Source organism: Methylobacterium tardum (assembly GCF_023546765.1).
Classification (GTDB): Bacteria; Pseudomonadota; Alphaproteobacteria; order Rhizobiales; family Beijerinckiaceae; genus Methylobacterium; species Methylobacterium tardum.
Genome location: NZ_CP097484.1, coordinates 675,549 through 693,532, shown reverse-complemented (window position 1 = coordinate 693,532; position 17,984 = coordinate 675,549). Strand labels below are relative to the sequence as shown.

Annotated in this window: 14 protein-coding genes and 2 pseudogenes; 12 read left to right on the top strand and 4 right to left on the bottom strand. The window is 71.2% G+C overall.

Annotation, left to right across the window (positions count from 1 at the left end; translation table 11 throughout):
- Position 1: 1 nt before the first annotated feature.
- Positions 2–1,639, bottom strand: a complete 1,638-nt coding sequence (locus tag M6G65_RS03370; RefSeq protein ID WP_250103569.1) for an ABC transporter ATP-binding protein — start codon at positions 1,637–1,639, stop codon at positions 2–4.
- 90 nt (positions 1,640–1,729) lie between these two features.
- Between M6G65_RS03370 and M6G65_RS03365 the strand changes: the two genes are divergently transcribed.
- From M6G65_RS03365 to M6G65_RS03350, 4 genes are all read left to right on the top strand, one after another.
- The gene (locus M6G65_RS03365) at positions 1,730–3,106 is read left to right on the top strand and encodes a CoA transferase (protein WP_238198098.1); all 1,377 of its coding nucleotides are present in this window, start codon (positions 1,730–1,732) and stop codon (positions 3,104–3,106) included.
- A gap of 37 nt (positions 3,107–3,143) precedes the next feature.
- Entirely contained in the window at positions 3,144–4,067 is a 924-nt protein-coding gene (locus M6G65_RS03360) for a lytic transglycosylase domain-containing protein (protein ID WP_238198163.1), read from the top strand.
- Between the two features lie 86 nt (positions 4,068–4,153).
- Positions 4,154–5,056: an alpha/beta hydrolase gene (locus M6G65_RS03355; protein ID WP_238198096.1), complete on the top strand. Its 903-nt coding sequence runs from the start codon at positions 4,154–4,156 to the stop codon at positions 5,054–5,056.
- 127 nt (positions 5,057–5,183) lie between these two features.
- Complete coding sequence (locus M6G65_RS03350) at positions 5,184–6,509, top strand: O-antigen ligase family protein (protein ID WP_238198094.1); 1,326 nt, start codon at positions 5,184–5,186, stop codon at positions 6,507–6,509.
- Between the two features lie 28 nt (positions 6,510–6,537).
- Here the strand turns inward: M6G65_RS03350 and M6G65_RS03345 are convergent, their stop codons facing one another.
- Positions 6,538–8,295, bottom strand: a complete 1,758-nt coding sequence (locus M6G65_RS03345) for a pyrroloquinoline quinone-dependent dehydrogenase (protein ID WP_250103568.1) — start codon at positions 8,293–8,295, stop codon at positions 6,538–6,540.
- 74 nt (positions 8,296–8,369) lie between these two features.
- Positions 8,370–8,942, bottom strand: coding sequence for an ankyrin repeat domain-containing protein (locus tag M6G65_RS03340; protein WP_250103567.1), 573 nt, complete (start codon positions 8,940–8,942; stop codon positions 8,370–8,372).
- 93 nt (positions 8,943–9,035) lie between these two features.
- On the opposite strand from M6G65_RS03340, the gene M6G65_RS03335 reads away from it, so the two are divergent.
- Positions 9,036–9,254, top strand: a complete 219-nt coding sequence (locus M6G65_RS03335; protein ID WP_192708711.1) for a hypothetical protein — start codon at positions 9,036–9,038, stop codon at positions 9,252–9,254.
- A 15-nt stretch (positions 9,255–9,269) separates the two neighbouring features.
- On the opposite strand, the gene uvrB is transcribed toward M6G65_RS03335, so the two are convergent.
- A complete protein-coding gene (gene uvrB, locus M6G65_RS03330) occupies positions 9,270–12,023 on the bottom strand; it encodes an excinuclease ABC subunit UvrB (RefSeq protein WP_250103566.1) in 2,754 nt (917 codons plus the stop codon).
- A gap of 299 nt (positions 12,024–12,322) precedes the next feature.
- On the opposite strand from uvrB, the gene M6G65_RS03325 reads away from it, so the two are divergent.
- The 7 genes and pseudogenes from M6G65_RS03325 (at position 12,323) to M6G65_RS03295 (ending at position 17,935) form a co-directional block, all read left to right on the top strand.
- Positions 12,323–12,940 carry a hypothetical protein gene (locus M6G65_RS03325; RefSeq protein WP_238198087.1) on the top strand — a complete coding sequence of 206 codons (618 nt, stop codon included), beginning with the start codon at positions 12,323–12,325 and terminating at the stop codon, positions 12,938–12,940.
- Positions 12,927–13,316: a transcriptional regulator gene (locus tag M6G65_RS03320; protein WP_238198085.1), complete on the top strand. Its 390-nt coding sequence runs from the start codon at positions 12,927–12,929 to the stop codon at positions 13,314–13,316. The genes M6G65_RS03325 and M6G65_RS03320 overlap by 14 nt, the downstream gene beginning before the upstream one ends.
- A 77-nt stretch (positions 13,317–13,393) precedes the next feature.
- Positions 13,394–14,119: a di-trans,poly-cis-decaprenylcistransferase gene (locus tag M6G65_RS03315; RefSeq protein WP_238198083.1), complete on the top strand. Its 726-nt coding sequence runs from the start codon at positions 13,394–13,396 to the stop codon at positions 14,117–14,119.
- Positions 14,120–14,161: 42 nt separating this feature from the next.
- Positions 14,162–15,384 (top strand): annotated as a pseudogene (gene coaBC / locus M6G65_RS03310) (bifunctional phosphopantothenoylcysteine decarboxylase/phosphopantothenate--cysteine ligase CoaBC).
- A gap of 109 nt (positions 15,385–15,493) precedes the next feature.
- Positions 15,494–15,910 carry an FKBP-type peptidyl-prolyl cis-trans isomerase gene (locus M6G65_RS03305; RefSeq protein ID WP_192708705.1) on the top strand — a complete coding sequence of 139 codons (417 nt, stop codon included), beginning with the start codon at positions 15,494–15,496 and terminating at the stop codon, positions 15,908–15,910.
- A gap of 36 nt (positions 15,911–15,946) precedes the next feature.
- A complete protein-coding gene (locus M6G65_RS03300; RefSeq protein WP_238198079.1) occupies positions 15,947–17,317 on the top strand; it encodes a Wadjet anti-phage system protein JetA family protein in 1,371 nt (456 codons plus the stop codon).
- Positions 17,310–17,935: pseudogene (locus M6G65_RS03295) on the top strand (DUF4194 domain-containing protein). The gene M6G65_RS03300 and the pseudogene M6G65_RS03295 overlap by 8 nt, the downstream one beginning before the upstream one ends.
- Positions 17,936–17,984: the final 49 nt, after the last annotated feature.

Sequence of the window (17,984 nt, the reverse complement as noted above, 5' to 3'; positions counted from 1 at the left end):
GTCAGGCGGGCTCCAGCTCGGTGGGCGCATCGCTGTCGAGGGCGAAGGCGGCCTTGAACAGGGCCTGCGTGTAGGCGGTCTGCGGGCTCGCGAAGATCGTCTCCGCCGGGCCCTCCTCGACCACCCGGCCGTTCTGCATCACCACCACGTAGTTCGCCAGCGCGCGGACCACCTTCAAGTCGTGGCTGATGAACAGGTAGGCGAGGCCGCGCTCGCGCTGGAGGTCGCGCAGCAGGGTCACGATTTGGGCCTGGACCGAGCGGTCGAGAGCCGAGGTCGGCTCGTCGAGCACGACGAAGCGCGGATTGAGCACGATGGCCCGGGCGATGGCGATGCGCTGGCGCTGGCCGCCGGAGAACTCGTGCGGGTAGCGGTCCATGGCGGCCGGGTCGAGGCCGACATCGCTGAGGGCCTTCGACACCACGGCGCGGCGCTCGGCCCTGGAGCGCACGGCGCCCTGAACCACCAGCCCTTCGGCGACGATGTCGGCCACCGACATGCGCGGCGAGAGCGAGCCGTAGGGATCCTGGAAGACCACCTGCATGTCCTTCCGCAGCGGCCGCATCTGCGCCACGCCGTAGCCGTCGATCGCCTTGCCGAGGAACACGATCGGGCCCTCCGAGCCCGTCAGGCGCAGCAGGGCGAGGCCGAGCGTGGTCTTGCCGGAGCCGGATTCGCCGACGACGCCCACGGTCTCGCCGGCCCGCACCCGCAGGGACACCCCGTCCACCGCCTTGACGTGGCCGGTGACGCGCCGGAGCAGGCCGGTCTTCAGCGGGAACCAGACCTTGAGCGGCCCGGCCTCGACCAGCGAGGGGGCGTCGGACGGGACGGGATTGGCCCGACCCTTCGGCTCGGAGGCGATCAGGCGCCGGGTGTACTCGTGCTGCGGGTTCGCGAAAACCGCCCCGGTCGCACCGGCCTCCACGATCTTGCCCTTCAGCATGACGCAGACCCGGTCGGCAATCCGCTCGGCGATGCCGAGATCGTGGGTGATGAACAGCATCGCCATGCCGAGGCGCTTCTGCAGATCGGCCAGCAGCGCCAGGATCTGTGCCTGCACGGTGACGTCGAGCGCCGTGGTCGGCTCGTCGGCGACGAGCAGGTCCGGCTCGCAGGCGAGCGCCATGGCGATCATCACCCGCTGGCGCTGACCGCCCGAGAGCTCGTGCGGGTAGGCGCCCATGCGGCGCTCGGCGTCGCGCAGGCCCACGAGCTCCAGGAGTTCGAGGATCCGGCGCCTTGCCGCCTTGCCGCTGAGACCGCGATGGAGGCCCAGCACCTCGCCGATCTGCCGCTCGATCGTGTGGAGCGGGTTGAGCGACGTCATCGGCTCCTGGAACACCATGGTGATGTCGGCGCCGCGCACGTCGCGCATCGCGCGCTCGGGCAGGCCGGCGAGGTCGCGCCCCTTGAACAGGATCCGGCCGTCCTGGCGCGCCGCGCCGTCGAGGAGACGCAGGATCGCCAGCGCGGTCACCGACTTGCCGGATCCGGACTCGCCGACCAGCGCCACGGTCTCCCCGCGGCGGATCGTGAAGGCGATGTCGTCGACCGCCCGCGTCTCGCCCGCGCGGGACCGGAAGGCGACGGACAAGCCCTCGACGGCGAGGAGCGGCTGGTTTTCGGCCTCTGACATGCATCCCTTATAGCGCGCGTGCGCCGCGGCCCTAGTCTCTGCGGCCGTAAGGATGATCTGCCCGGCCGCGCGGATTCACGGGAGTTCGGCATGATGGAAGGCGCCGAGGCATTCGCCGCGCAGATCTGGGAGGCGCTCGGGGGACCGCCCCGCGTCCTCGACAGCCTCGACATCACCGGCACCGGCGCCCTGCCCTCCGCCTTTGCGGTCACGGAGCTGGCCGGCGGCTCGATCGGCGCAGCGGCGCTGGCGCTCGCGGCGATCGCGGGCGCGCGCGGACCGGTTCGCGTGGATCGAAGGCTCGCGGGGCTCTGGTTCGCGACCTCGCTGCGTCCGGAGGGCTGGACCGTGCCGGCGCCCTGGGATCCCGTCGCCGGCGACTACGCCACCCGGGACGGCTGGATCCGCCTCCACACCAACGCCCCGCACCACAGAGCCGCAGCCGAGCGGGTGCTCGGGGCGCAGGCGGATCGCGCCGGCATGGCCCGGGCGGTGGCCGGCTGGGCCAAGACCGAGCTGGAGGCCGCGATCCTGGCCGAGGGCGGCTGCGCCGCCGAGATGCGTGGGCTTTCCGAGTGGGCGGCGCATCCGCAGGGGCGCGCGGTGACGGCCGAGGCGCTGGTGGCCTGCGCGCCGGCCAGCGACCGGACGGAATCGCGCTGGGTGCCGCGTCCTGAGCGGCCGCTCGCGGGCCTGCGGGTGCTCGATCTGACGCGGGTGCTCGCCGGGCCGGTGGCGACGCGCTTCCTCGCGGGCTTCGGGGCCGACGTGCTGCGGATCGATCCGCCCGACTGGAACGAGGCCGCCCTTGAGCCGGAGGTGACGCTGGGCAAGAGTTGCGCCCGTCTCGACCTGCGCCAAAATCCCGACCGCGCGACATTCGAGGCGTTGCTCGGCAGGGCGGACGTGCTCGTCCACGGCTACCGGCCCGGCGCCCTGGACGGGCTCGGTTACGGCGAAGCGGCGCGGCGGGCGCTGGCGCCCGGCCTCGTCGAGGTCTGCCTCGACGCCTATGGCTGGACCGGCCCGTGGGCCGGACGGCGCGGCTTCGACAGCCTCGTTCAGATGAGCTGCGGCATCGCGCAGGCCGGGCAGGACTGGCGGAAGGCCGAAGCCCCGGTGCCTCTGCCCGTACAGGCCCTCGACCACGCGACCGGCTACATGATGGCCGCCGCGATCCTGCGGCTGCTGGCGCGCCGGCTCTCGGACGGAACCGGCGGCCGGGCCCGGCTCTCCCTCGCCCGGACGGCGGCGCTTCTGGTCGCTGCGGGGCCGGGAGCGCCCGACCAGCCACCCGTCGCCGAGGCGGCGGACGACCGCGCCTCGGAGATCGAGGCGACCGCCTGGGGCCCGGCGCGGCGCCTGTTGCCGCCCGCGACCGTGCCGGGCGCTCCGATGCGCTGGACCCGGGCGGCGCGCCGGCTCGGCGACGACGCCCCGGCCTGGGCGGCGGACCGGATGGATTGATCCGCAACCGGAGGTCGCTACAAGCGCCGGTGTGACCATCTCACGCCTGCGCCTCGGCGCGCTGCTCGCCCTCCTCGGCTTCGCTGTCGCGCATCCGGCGGCCTCCGCCCCGTCGGAAGGGGCCACCGAGACCGTCGAGCAGGCGCTCTGCCGGCTGATCGACGAGTCCGCCAAGGCCCGCGGCCTGCCGGTGCCGTTCCTGACGCGGCTGATCTGGCGCGAGAGCAGCTTTCGCGTCGGCGTCGTGAGCCCCGCGGGCGCGCAGGGTGTGGCGCAGTTCATGCCCGGGACCGCGCGGGAGCGGGGTCTCCTCGACCCATTCGACCCGGAGCAGGCGATCCCGCACGCCGCCCACCTGCTGGCCGACCTGAAAAGGCAGTTCGGCAATCTCGGGCTGGCCGCGGCCGCCTATAACGGCGGCGCGACGCGGGTCAGCAAATGGCTCGCCGGGGACGGCGGGCTGCCTGCCGAGACCCGCGCCTACGTGGCTGCCATCACGGGCGTTCCGGCCGACGACTGGCGGACCGGCCCCGCCAAGGCGATCGAGTATCCGGAAGGCGGGGCGCCCGAGAAGACCGAGAAGCCGGAAAAGCCCGAGCAGAAGGAGGCGAAGACGGAGGCGCCCCAGACCTGCCTGCAGGTCACCGCCAGCCTGCGGATCCCGGCCCGCGGCGACCGCTTCGCGCTGGGACCCAATGAGGGTCCGGCGGCCCCCTGGGGCATCCAGCTCGCCGGCAATTTCTCCAAGGCGCTGGCCCTCCAGAGCTTCAACCGTGCCCGGAGCAGCTATGCGGGTGTGATCGGCGAGGTGCGGCCGATGATCATCGGGACGCGCCTGCGCAACCGCGGGACCCGCGCCTTCTACCGGATCCGCATCCCGGCGCAGAGCCGGCAGGCGGCCGACGGCCTGTGCGGCCGGATCCGGAAGGTCGGTGGCGCCTGCATCGTGCTGCGGACCTGATTTTTTTCCGGTGTTCGCCGCCGGGCCGTCATCAATCCGCCCTGAGCCCGATGCGGTATGGCCCGGTCGGGACAACCGGATGGGATATGACACGTCTGCTTACCGCGCTGGCCAGCCTCCTCTGCCTCGGCCTCGCCGCGTTCGGCTTCACCGCCGCCTCGCCGCTTGCCCTGTTCGACGCGATCGGTCCGCGTGATCCGGGTGGCCGCCTCGCGGCAAAGGACCAGCCCTTCGGCGAGGGACCGCGGCGGCAGCTCGACGTCTACGTCCCGACGGCGGCCGCCGAGAACGCGCCCGTGCTGGTGTTCTTCTACGGCGGCTCCTGGCAGAGCGGCTCCAAGGACGACTATGCCTTCGTCGGGCACGCGCTCGCCGCGCAGGGCTTCGTCACCGTGCTGCCCGATTACCGGCTCTATCCCGACGCCCCGTTCCCGGGCTTCCTGGAGGACGGTGCGGCGGCCCTGGCCTGGGTGCGCGACAACATCACGACCTTCGGCGGCGACCCGCGCCGCATCGTGCTGGCCGGACACTCCGCGGGAGCCTACAACGCCCTGATGCTGGGCCTCGACCCGCGTTACGTGACCGCGGCCGGCGTCGATCCCAAGGTCATCAAGGCCGTCGCGGGCCTCTCGGGTCCCTACGACTTCCTGCCCCTCGACCAAGACACCACCCTCAAGGTTTTCGGGGACGCGCCCGACAAGGCCGCGACGCAGCCCGGGACCTTCGTCGGCCCGCTCTCGCCGCCCGCCTTCCTGGCGACCGGTGACGCCGACACGGTGGTGAAGCCCCGGCACACGGTCAGCCTAGCCGCCAAGCTGCGTGCCGAGCACGTTCCGGTCCAGGAGCGGCTCTATCCCGGGCTCGACCACAAGGACACGCTCCTGGCGCTGTCCGTGACCTTTCGCTCCAAGGCGCCCGAACTCGCCGAGATGGCGTCCTTCCTGATGCGGCAATCGGCCGGGCGCTCGCAGTACACGATGCGGCGCTGAGCATCGCGGCCCGGCGTCAAGGTTATCACGCGATCGTCGGGACGAAGCTTTAATTGCCCATCGCCCTGGATCCGTCCGCCGCTAGAATGACCAAGGCCGCAGAGCGCGGCTTTCGCGGTGAGACGGGATGGCTTCTGCGGGCGCGGCAACCGGGATCCGGGTACAGGAGCGGCAGCGCGGCACCGCGGCGCGCGTCGTGCCGGACGTGCTGCGCGTTCTCCTGAACGGCGCGGTCTTCGTTCTCCTCTGGAACCACATCTGGCTCGTCGACCTGTCCGACCGGTCGATCCTGGCGGCCTCGGAGGAAGGCAGCCTTCTCACACAGGCGCTCTTTCTCTCGACCGGTGTCGCCATGGTTGCCGCCATCCATCGGATCGGTTTCCGGCACCTGCGGCCACTGGTGACAGGCCCGCTCGTGCTGTGCGCCGTCTGGCTGAGCGGGACGGCTCTTCTCTCCATCGAGCCGAGCCTGTCGCTGCGACGGCTGGCCCTGTTCGCCATCGCTGCCCTGCTCTCGGCTGGCGTGCTGATCGTGGCCCGCTCTCCGCGGCAGCTCGCCCTGACCATGGCCGCGGCCGCGCTGGTGATCGTGCTGTCGTCCTACTTCGCGGTCGCCCTCGTTCCGAACCTCGCCATCCATTCGGCCTTCGACGTCAATTCCGACCCGAGCCATCCGGGGCTCTGGCGCGGGATCTTTCCGCAGAAGAACGAGGCCGGTGCCGCCATGGTCATTCTGGTGATCGTCGGGCTCTACGTTGCGCGGGTGGCGAGCCGCGTCCTCGGCTGGAGCATCGTGCTGCTGGCCGCCGGATTCCTGATCGCCAGCGGCTCCAAGACCGCGATCCTGCTCCTGCCGGTGATCCTCGTGATCACCGGTCTCTGCCAGATCCTCACGGGCGGAATCATGCGGACGCTGCTGCTGCTCGGCCCGATCGTCGGATTCTCGCTGATCTCGATCGGCTCGGTCCTGGTGCCGTCGATCCAGGACGCGGTGGGGGCGCTCCTCACCAACGCCACCTTCACGGGCCGTAGCGAGATCTGGCAGTTCGCCATCGACAACATCCTGGTCCGCCCTTGGCGCGGCTGGGGGCTCGGGGCGTTCTGGATGACAGAGCGCACCATGTATGGCGGCTCCGAGGAGCTGACCTGGGTCAACACCGTCGACCACGCCCACAACGCCTATCTCGACACGGCTCTGATCGGGGGCCTGCCGTTCCTTGCGCTGACCGTGGTGGCGTTCGTGCTCGCGCCCGTGCGCGACCTTCAGCGCGTGGCGGGCGGAACCCGCCTCGACGCGGAGACGATGCTGTTCCTGCGGCTGTGGTTCCTGGGGCTGGTCTCGGCGTCGTTCGAGACGGTGCTGTACAACGGCAACAACGCCACCTGCTGCATGTTCATGATGGCGGTGTTCGGCCTGCGCTTGCGTACGCGCTACCCGATCGCCCGTGACTGACCTATTCGCGCCACGGGCTCGGCCGCGGTCAATCGGGCAGCGCGAAGACCAGGAGCGCGTCGCCGGTGCCGAAGCCTGACGCCTTGGTGAACGACGCGCCGCCCGCCGCGACCGCCAGAAACTGCTTGCCGTCGAGGGCGTAGGTCATCGCCGGCCCGCTGATGCCGGCCCCGCACTGGAAACGCCAGAGCACGCGGCCATCGCGCGCATCGTGCGCGTCTAGATGCCCATCCTCCTCGCCGGAGAAGACGAGACCGCCGGCGGTCGCCAGCGTGCCGCCCGACAGCCGGCTCGCCGACCGCACCGACCAGGCGATCTTGCCGCCATCGCCGAGATCGACGGCCGTCAGGGTGCTGAAGGACGGCTCGCCCCTGGCCTCGCCGGTCTCGGTGTAGCGGATCTCCGGCCGCCCGGCGGTCGCCGGCACCGTCTTCACCGTGTAGGTCGTCGCCCCGTGGCGGACCTGCACGTAGGCGCGCCGTCCGTCATAGGCGGTGGGCGGCCACGACACGGCGCCGAGGGGACCGGGCGCCACCACCGTGCCCTGCGGCGTCGGCGGGGAGAACAGGTTCTTCTGGTCGATGAGCGGGGCCGAGCGCGCGATCAGCCGGCCCGTCGCGCGGTCGTGGACGTAGATCCAGCCGGTCTTGCTCGCCGAGGCCACGGCCTTGGCGCCGCCTGGCAAGTCGAGCAGAAACGGCGGCGCGGCGACGTCGTAGCCCCACTCGTCGTGCGGCACCTGCTGGTAGTACCAGCGCAGCGTGCCGGTCTTCACGTCGAGGGCAACGAGGCACATCGTGTAGAGGTTGTCGCCCGGTCGCGAGAGGCCGAAATTCTGCGGGGCCGGGTTGCCGGTCCCGAGGTAGATCAGGCCGAGATCCGCGTCGTAGGCCGGCGTCATCCAGAGGGAGCCGCCGCCGACCCGCCAGGCGTCGCGATTGGCCGGTGCGGCTGCCTTCTCGGCGGCGATGTCGCGGTGGAGTGGCGTCCCATCCGCAGTCTTCTCGGCGAAGCCGCCTTCCCAACCCTCCGACGGCGTGACGTACCAGCGCCAGCGCTCCTCGCCGGTCATGGCGTCGTAGGCCGCGAGCCAGCCGCGCCGCCCATATCCGCCCTCGATCCCGACCACCGCGCCGCCGTCGAGACCGCCCGCCTCGTCCTCGATGTGGAGGCCGTAGCCCGCGCCGGTCACGCCGACGATCACTAGCCCCTCGGCGACCAGCGGGGGCATCTTGAAGCCGAGGCGGCTCGATCCCTGCACGGGCTTGCCGCCGAGCGTTGCCGCGAGGCCCGAGGCGGTCTCGCTCTCGCCCTCCTCGGGCCGGACCGCCTCCTTGTCCCAGGCGATCTTCCCGGTCTTCGCGTCGAGGGCGATCAGCCGCCCGTCCATGGTCGCCTCGAAGACGAGGCCCCCGGAAACGGCCAGTCCGCGGTTCGAGGGCGGCCCGAAGATCTTCTCGGTGCGCGCCTTGTGCGTGTAGGTCCAGATCGGCTGGCCGGTGCGCGCGTCCAGTGCCGCGACGTTGTTCTGCGTCGTGGAGACGTAGAGCGTCCCAGCGACCATCACGGGCTGAGCCTGGAAGTAGCCGGTGACGCCCGTCTGGAAGACCCAGGCGGGGCGCAGGCGGCCGACGCTGTCGCGGTCGATCTGGGTGAGTTCGGAGAAGTTGCGATTGCTGGAATCGTGCCCGAAGGCGGGCCAGGGCGTCTCGGCGGCGGATGCTGCGCCGAAGGACGCGACCTGCACGAGGCAGGCCAGCGCGGCAGTTCCGAGGGATCGCGGCAAGACTCTGCTCCCGGGTGGGGCGCCTGTCGCGCCCGTGCGTGTCGGCTCGACGGTGCAACGCGCGGCGACGTGCACTACCGCCGCGCTGCCCCGTCGAGCTGCCCCGGCGTCGCCTGGGCGCCCATGGCCCGGGCCATGTCGGCCGCGCTCTGGCCTGCGGCGTCGCGGCGATCCGGATCGGCGCCGTGCTGGAGCAGCAGGTCGACCATCTCGGTCCGGTCGAACATCGCGGCCGTCATCAGGGCCGTGCGGCTGCCGCTGCCGGTTCCGTCCACCGCGGCCCCGTGCTGGAGCAGCAGCCGCGCCACCGCCAGATCGTTCTTGAAGGCAGCACCGGCCAGCGGCGTCTGGCCGCGGTCGTTGGCGAGTTCCGGGTCTCCGCCGGCCTCCAGGATCACCCGCGTGGCCTCCTCCTGGCCGTTATAGGCGGCCAGCATCAGCAGGCTGTCGCCCTTGTCGTTGCGCAGGTTCGCCGGCAGGCCCTGTCCGAACAGCTCCGCGAGTTCCTCCGCGTGGCCCATCCGCGCGTACTGGAACACCCGGGCCGCGAAGGCCAGGGTCTCGTCGTCGAGGGCGGGGGCGTGTTCGTCTCGGATGCCATCGTGTGCTCGTCTCTCACCGGCGGATGATCTGGGCCGGTGCGGCATTCGCGTCCAGGGCCGGCGGGAACAGTTTCGACGGGACGCTCGTTCCAGCCGCCAACCCGGGTCGATAAGGCCCGGCGCCTCCGGAGCGCGACGATGCCCCGACCCTTCGAGCCTTACGCCGACGCGCTGCGCACCGCGCGCGACATCGTCCGCGAGCGCGGCGTTGCGGTCGCCGAAGCGGCCGTGCAGGCGGATCCGCGCGCCTACGACGAAGCGTGCAACGCCCTCGTGCTCCGGATCGCCCAGGCGATCGTCGATGCGGGCGAGGCCGCGACGATGCATGGCCGAGGCCGGGATCACGAGGCCGCTTGAGGCCGAGACGGGCGGTCAGCCCCGCCGTCGTCCGCCGCCGCCCTTGTATTTGGGCTTCTGCCCGCCGAGCCCCTGCGTCGAGCGCGGCTTCGGCCGCTCCTGCCAGACCGGCGCCGTGCCGCCCACGGGCAGCTCCCGGTCCGTCCCCGGACCCATATTGTCGAGGTCCGGCTTGGCGATGCGGCTGCCTCCGCCCCCACGCGGCGCCTTCCGGCCGAACTTTCCGGCCTCCCGCTCCACGTCGCTCTGCCGCGCCATCGGGTCGTCGGAGACCAGCAGCTCGGTCGCCTGGAGCCGCTTGAGCTCGTCGCGCAGTCGCGCCGCCTCCTCGAAGTCGAGGTCGGCGGCCGCCGCGCGCATGCGCTTCTCGAGGTCGGCCATCACGGCCTTGAGGTTGTGGCCCACCGTGATCGCGTCCTTGGCCAGGCCGGTATCGACCTGGACGTGGTCGCGCTCGAACACGCTGCTCAGGATGTCGGCGATGCCGCGCTTCACGCTCTGCGGCGTGATCCCGTGCTCTTCGTTGTAAGCGAGCTGCTTGGCGCGGCGGCGCTCGGTCTCGGCCATCGCCCGCTCCATCGAGCCGGTGATGTGGTCCGCGTACAGGATGCAGCGCGCGTCGGCGTTGCGGGCCGCGCGGCCGATGGTCTGGATCAGCGAGGTCTCCGACCGGAGGAAGCCTTCCTTGTCGGCGTCGAGGATCGCCACCAGGGCGCATTCCGGGATGTCGAGGCCCTCGCGCAGCAGGTTGATGCCGATCAGCACGTCGAAGGCGCCGAGCCGCAGGTCGCGGATGATCTCGATCCGCTCCAGCGTGTCGATGTCGGAGTGCATGTAGCGCACCCGGACGTTGTTCTCGTGGAGGTACTCGGTGAGGTCCTCGGCCATGCGCTTGGTGAGCGTGGTCACGAGCGTCCGGTAGCCGGCCTGCGCGACTTCCCGGACCTCGCCCAGCAGGTCGTCGACCTGACTGCGCGCCGGGCGGATCTCGATCACCGGGTCGGCGAGGCCGGTCGGGCGGATCACCTGCTCCGCGAACACGCCGCCGGTCTGCTCCATCTCCCACTTGCCGGGCGTCGCCGAGACGTGGACCGTCATCGGCCGCATCGCGTCCCATTCCTCGAAGCGCAGCGGGCGGTTGTCCAGGCAGGAGGGCAGCCGGAAGCCGTATTCGGCCAGCGTCGCCTTGCGGCGGAAGTCGCCCCGGTACATGCCGCCGATCTGCGGCACGGTGACGTGGCTCTCGTCGGTGAAGACCAGGGCGTTGTCGGGCAGGTACTCGAACAGGGTCGGCGGCGGCTCGCCCGGCTTCCGGCCGGTGAGGTAGCGAGAGTAGTTCTCGATGCCGATGCCGTTGCAGGCGCCAGTGGCCTCGATCATCTCGATGTCGAAGGTGCAGCGCTGGTCGATGCGCTGCGCCTCGATGAGGCGGCCCATCTTGGTGAGTTCCTCGATTCGGCCCTTCAGCTCGTGCTTGATGCCCTTGATCGCCTGCTGCAGCGTCGGGCGCGGCGTCACGTAATGGGAGTTGGCGTAGACCTTCACGAACTTCAGCTCGGAGATCGTCTTTCCGGTGAGCGGGTCGAACTCGGCGATGCTCTCGACCTCGTCGCCAAACAGGCCGATCCGCCAGCCGCGGTCTTCCAAGTGGGCGGGCCACAGCTCAATTGAATCGCCGCGGACCCGGAAGGTGCCGCGGGCGAAGTCGGACTGGATGCGCTTGTACTGGAGCGCCACGAGGTCGGCGATCAGCTGGCGCTGCTCGATCCGCTCGCCGAGCGAGATCGTGAATGACATCGCCGTGTAGGTCTCGACCGAGCCGATACCGTAGATGCACGAGACCGAGGCGACGATGATCACGTCGTCACGCTCCAGCAGGGCGCGGGTCGCGGCGTGGCGCATCCGGTCGATCTGCTCGTTGATCGAGGATTCCTTCTCGATGAACGTGTCGGAGCGCGGGACGTAGGCCTCGGGCTGATAGTAGTCGTAGTAGGAAACGAAATACTCGACCGCGTTGTCGGGGAAGAACGCCTTGAACTCCCCGTAGAGCTGCGCGGCCAGCGTCTTGTTGGGCGCCAGGATCAGCGCCGGGCGCTGCGTCTCCTCGATGATCTTGGCCATCGTGAAGGTCTTGCCCGAGCCGGTGACGCCGAGCAGGACTTGGTCGCGCTCATGGGCCTGCACGCCGCTGACCAGTTCGGCGATGGCCTTCGGCTGGTCGCCGGCCGGCGTGAATTCGGATTTCAGCGTGAACCGGACGCCGCCCTCGGATTTCTGCGGTCGCTCCGGGCGGTGCGGCACCCAGGTCTGGCCGTCCTTGAACAGCGGATTGCCCTCGGTGAGCAGCCGCTCCAGGACCGTGACGGTGGCCGAGGCGCCGCCATCGGCGCCGGGATCCGGCAAGTCCGCGCCTTCCGGCGCCGGACCATCCTCCGGCGGGATCAGGCCGAGGGCCTGGGCCAGCCGCGGGTCGACATCTGCCGCGTCGCCGAGTGCGTAACCGGCCTGCGGGGCCTCCGCGAAGCCGTCGCGGGCGATCTCGGCCCGGCGCGTGGCCGCCTTGCCGTCACCCTTGCCGGTGCGCCCTTTCACCTTGCCCGGCCGCGCGGGCGGCTCAGGGGACGGCTCGATCGGGGCCAGCCGATTGCGGTTGAGCGCCGGGTTCAGCAACTCGGCCAAATAGGTATCGAGGGGCTTCAATTCGGGCTTCGACGCCTTGGCGGACGAGGCCGTGACGGAAGCGGCGCGCGATTTCTTCGGAGCGGGCATGGTATCAATATGGGCCCGGCGCCCGCCGCGAGAAACCCTTTTCGGCACGGAGTTTTGCCGCTTTCGTCGATGCCGCGGTCGATCCAGCCGGTGCGAGACACCCAGGACTCCAGCTGAAATCCATGAGCGAACGATGAAACGGGCGCTGCCGACGAGGAGCGTCCGCAACGACGGGCAGGCGCCGTGTCGGCTCATGCTGAGAAATATCGCCCCTTGACCTGCACGAACCGGCTTGCGGTGCCCTTGTCGGGCCGTTACTTTGCGTTACAAAGCATGATGCAGCCCGGGGCATGAGGCACATGCAGGACCTGGACAAGGCGCTGGCCGATATCGTGGCGATCCGCTCGCAGATCGCTCGGGACACGACGTTCCGCGGACTCGGGGCTGCGACGGTTGCGGCCACCGGCGGCCTTGCCCTGGCCTGCGCCACGGGTCAGGCCCTCTGGCTCGGCGATCCGGCCGCGCGGACCGGGATGTTCTTCGGCGTGTGGATCGCGGTTGCCCTCGTGGCCTTCGCGCTGATCGGCATCGAGGCGATCCGGCGCAGCCGCCGCCTGCATTCCGGGCTGGCCGACGCGATGGTGTGGAACGCCATCGAGGTTTTCCTGCCGGCTGCCGGCGCCGGCGCCTGCCTCGCCCTGGTGATCGCCCAATTCGCGCCCGACGAAGTCTGGATGCTGCCGGGACTCTGGCAGGTCCTGGTCGGGCTCGGCCTGTTCGCGTCGTCGCGCATCCTGCCGCGGGCCGTCCAGGGTGTCGGCGCCTGGTATCTGCTGGCCGGGCTCGCCGTGCTGGCGATCTCGGCCGAGACGCGAGCCCTCTCCCCCTGGACCATGGGCCTACCCTTCCTGGTCGGTCAGGTCTGGCTGGCCTGTATTCTCCATCACGGCGCCCGAGCCTTCGATGACGATCTCTGACCGAACCGACGGGCGCTTCTCGTACGAGGGGCTCGACAGGACGATCCACGAGCGGGCGCGCCTGAGCGTGCTCACATCGCTGGTCGCGCATCCGAAAGGCCTGCCCTTTCCGGATCTCAAGCGATTGTGCGGGCTCACGGACGGCAATCTGAGCCGGCATCTCGCCGTGCTGAGCGAGGCCGATCTCGTCAGTCTGGAGAAGGGCTCCGCCCATAACCGGCCGCAGACGGTGTGCCGTCTGACGGCGACCGGGCGTCAGCGCTTCATCGGCTATCTCGGCGTCCTCGAACAGGTCGTCCGGGATGCCGCGGAGGCCGCCGACCGCAGCGCCGAATCGGGGCTGCGCAGCCTCGATCCGGCCACGAAAACAGTGTGAGACCGAACGATCCCGCCCGGATTGTTAACGATAATCCGACAACCTTCAGCCAAGCGCCCATGCCGGGAGACTTTACGATGCAAAGCGAAGCGGTGCCGAGGGCCCTGCACGCCGGGATCATCATGGACGGCAACGGGCGCTGGGCGACGCAGCGCGGTCTCCCGCGGCTGGCGGGCCACCACCGCGGCGTGGAGGCGATCCGGCGCACCGCCGAGGCGTGCCCGGATCTCGGGATTGGCACGCTGACGCTCTACGCCTTCTCGGCGGACAACTGGCAGCGCCCGGCCGAGGAGGTCGGCGGGCTGATGCGGCTCCTGCGCTCCTACCTGCGCAACGAGACGCAGCGCTTGGCGCGCACCGGCACGCGTCTCAGCGTCGTCGGCCGGCGCGACCGGCTCCCGGACGGCATCCCCCAGGCGATCGCCGCCGCGGAGGCCGCCACCGCGGCTGGCAGCCGCCTGCACCTGCGGATCTGCGTCGACTACTCCGCCCGTGACGCCATCATCGCGGCCGCGCAGCGCCTGCAGAGCCAGGAGGACCTCACGCGGGAGAGTTTCGGCGCGCTGGTGGCGGGCGCGATGCACGGCTCGCCGGTCGACGTCGACCTGCTGATCCGGACAGGCGGCGAGCAGCGGCTCTCGGATTTCATGCTGTGGGAGGCGGCCTACGCCGAGTTGCACTTCACCGAGCGGATGTGGCCCGATTTCGGTCCCGACGACCTCGCCGCCGCCATGGCCGAGTTCGCCCGCCGCGAGCGCCGCTTCGGCGGCCTCAAGGCGCCCGCCGTCCCGGCCGCGGCCTGAGTCCGGCTTGACGAGCGCGCGCAGCCGCGCAGAGGGTCCGGCATGACCGAGACCCTCGCCAACCGCCGCGTCCTCCTCGTCATCGGCGGGGGCATCGCGGCCTACAAGGCCCTCGATCTGATCCGGCGGCTGCGCGAGCGGGGCGCCAGCGTCTGCCCGGTTCTCACCGCGGGAGCCCAGGAATTCGTCACGCCCCTGGCGGCGGCGGCGCTCGCTGGCGAGCGTGCCCATACCGACCTGTTCGACCGGGCCTCCGAGGCCGAGATCGGCCATATCAAGCTCGCCCGCCAAGCCGATGCGGTCATCGTTGCGCCCGCCACCGCCAACCTGATGGCCCGCCTCGCCGGCGGCCACGCGGCCGATCTGGCGACCACCGTGCTCCTGGCCACGACCCTGCCGATCCTGATCGCGCCGGCCATGAACGTGCAGATGTGGGCGCACCCGGCCACCCGACGCAACCTCGCGACCCTGGAGGGCGATGGCGTTCGCGTGGTCGGCCCGAATGCCGGCCGCATGGCGGAGCCCGAGTCCGGCCCCGGACGCATGGCCGAGCCCAACGAAATCGCCGACGCGCTGGAGACGATGCTGGGCGCGGATGGCGCGGCGCGGCCCCTCGCCGGACGACGGGTGCTGGTGACCTCCGGCCCCACCCACGAGCCGATCGACCCGGTGCGCTACCTCGCCAACCGCTCGTCGGGCCGGCAGGGGCATGCCATCGCGGAAGCGGCCGCGCGGGCTGGCGCCATCGTGACCCTGGTCTCCGGGCCGGTGACGATTCCCGATCCGCCGCGCGTGACCGTGGTGCGGGTCGAGACCGCACGGGAGATGCTGGCCGCCGTCGAGGCCGCGCTCCCGGCCGACATCGCCGTCTTCGCCGCGGCGGTGGCCGATTGGCGGCCGGAGCACGAGGCCGGGACCAAGAAGATCAAGAAGGACGGCAGCGGACCCGCCCTGCTTCCCCTCGCCGAGAACCCCGACATCCTCGCGACGATCGCGCGGAGGCCGTCGGGGCGCCCACCCTCGTGGTCGGGTTCGCCGCGGAAACCGACGCGGTGCTGGATCACGCCCGCGCGAAGATCGCCCGCAAGGGTTGCGATCTGATCGTGGCCAACGACGTCTCGGCTGAAGGCGGCGTCATGGGCGGCGTCGCCAACGCCGTCCACCTGATCCGCCCGGACGGCGCGGTGGAATCCTGGCCGCGCCTCGGCAAGGACGAGGTCGCCCGCCGGCTGGTGCAGCATCTGGCCGGAATGCTGGGCGGCTGACCGTCACCGCGCTTGCGGGCCGTGATGACCCGCCCTGGCCTCGCCGGACGTGAGCCGATAGAAGCGCTCCGACGGCCGGCGCGTACGGCGCCGGCTCCAGGGAGAAACCATGCCTCGCCTGTCCCTCATCGCCGGAGCCGCGTTGATCGCCATGAGCACAGCCGCCAATGCCGAGACCGTCACCCTGCCCTCCGGCCTCAAGTACCAGGACGAGGTCGTCGGGACCGGGCCTGAGCCCAAGGCCGGTCAGCAGGTCACCGTCCAGTACACCGGCTGGCTCGACGAGGGCGGCAAGAAGGGCAAGAAGTTCGACTCCTCCCGCGACCGCAACCAGCCCTTCTCGTTCCCCCTCGGCGCCGGCCAGGTGATCAAGGGCTGGGACGAGGGCGTCGCCACCATGAAGACCGGCGGCAAGCGCACCCTGATCATCCCGCCGCAGCTGGGCTACGGCGCCCGGGGCGCCGGCGGCGTGATCCCGCCGAATGCCACGCTGATCTTCGACGTCGAGCTCCTCGGCGCGAAGTAACGTCACGGCTGCGCGGACGGCGAGAGTCCCGAAGACATGCTGTTCGCGCAGCTGCCCGACGAGCTGTTCAAGCCGCTCGCGGCTCCGAGCCGCGGCTTCAATGCGGCCCTGCTCCTGCACCTGCATCGGCGCGTCCTCGGGGCCGAGCCGGTGCGCAAAGCCGAGTTGCTCGCCGAGATCGGCGACTTCGCCGCGGGCTGGAGCGATCCGGAGGTCAGCGGCGACGAGCCGATCTCGGCCGATCCCGCTGAGCGCCGGACCGCGCTGTACCGGCGCCTTCTCGACACCGGCTGGCTGATCGAGCGTCGCGAGCGCTACGTGCCGGTGGTGGAGTTCGATCCCGAGGCGCGTCTCCTACTGGAGGAGCTGTCCCGCCTCGAACGGGGCGAGACCCGCTCCTACGGCGGCGCCGTTCTGGAGGTGCTGGGTGGGCTGGAGAGCGCCCTGTCGGACCCGGCGAACCGCTCGGAGGCCCTGTCCAACGCCGCCCGGGCCGCCGCCGCCTTCCTGTCGCATGTGCGCGGGCTCGCCGCCGGCATGCGCAAGGTCGAGGAGCGGATCCTGCGCGAGCCGGACCGGGCCAAGACCTTCCGGCTGTTCTTCGAGGATTTCGTCGAGCGCCACCTGATCAGCGACTACCGGACGCTGCACACGCGCTTCAACCCGTTCCGGTTCCGCGCCAGCGTGGTGCGCGAGGCGGGCCGGGCTTTGCGCGACGCGCTCACCCTGCGGGCGCTGGCCGAGGGCCTGATCCGCGAAGGCCGCAGCCCCGATCTCGACACCGCCCAGCGGGCGGTCCGGGCCGACCTCGCCCAGATCCTCTCGGTGTTCGAGGGGCTCGACAACCATCTCGATGCCGTCGACGCCGTCGTGGCCCGTCTGGAGCGTCGGATCGGCGCCGCCCTGCACGTCATGGACCGCCCGGATCCGAGCGGGGTCGAGCGCGCCGCCGCGATGCTGCGGGCCATCGGCGGTTCGGAGATCGCGCCCGACGTGCCGGCCGACGTCTCCCAGCTGCGGCCACCCATCGGCCACGCGCATCTCCAGGCGCCGCGGGCGCGCAAGAGCGCGATCGACATGGAGCCCCTGCCCGACCTGGAGGACGATCCCGTGGTGGACGCCTTCGCGGCCGCCAAGGCGGAGTTCCAGCGCCGCACCACCGTGACGCCCGAGAGCATGACCGCCTTCGTGGAGGCGCGGCTCGGCAAGGCCGTGCGGCTGCGCGGGTCGCAGATCGTCATCGCGGGCGTCGACGACTTCGTCGTGTTCCAGCGCCTGCGCGAGATCGACGTGCTGTTCGACGCGCGGCTCGGCGAGCGATACGCCGTCACGCGTCTGCCGGAGCGGGTGGTCAACGGCTGGCTCGACTGCCCGGATTTCCTGTTGGAGCGCCGTCCCCGTGCTTGAGGGCTTCCGCGCCATCATCGACGGTGACGAGCCGCCGCCTCCCGGGGCCCGGGCGCCCGATGCCGAGGAGCTCAGCCGCGCGCTTCAGGTGCTGCTGAAGGGCAGGTGATCTACGCGGACACGCAGGGGATCGGCCGCTCCTACGAGCTTGCCCGGCACTATGCGCCGTTCTTCACCGACTATTTCGCCTGTCTTGGATACGCGCTCACGGTCTCGCACCGCGACCAGATGGTCTCGCTGAGCCCGTCGGCGGACGCGCCGCGCCACGACATCGTCTCGGAGCGCCTGCGCAAGGACGAGACCCTGGTGCTGCTGGCGCTCCGGCTCCTGTACGAGGAGGGCCTGCGCGACCACCGCGCCGGCACCGACGGGATCGTCGAGTGCACCACCGACGAGATCGTCGAGAAGATCCGGACCGTGGCGCGCAACGAGCCGCCGGAGGAGGGCCGGCTCGCCGACATCCTCCGCATGTACGCCAAGCGCGGCGGGCTGCGGCTCGGCGAGCGCGACCGGGTCGAGCGGGTCACCCCGCTCTCGCTCCTGCCGGGTCTCGCCGTGCTGGCCTCGGATGCGTGGCTGGAGCGCCTGCGGGCCTGGTCGGAGGCCGGCGAGGCCTGAGGCCGGCGCCTGTCGATGACGGGGGCGACCGGGCTCCTCACCCGCAAGC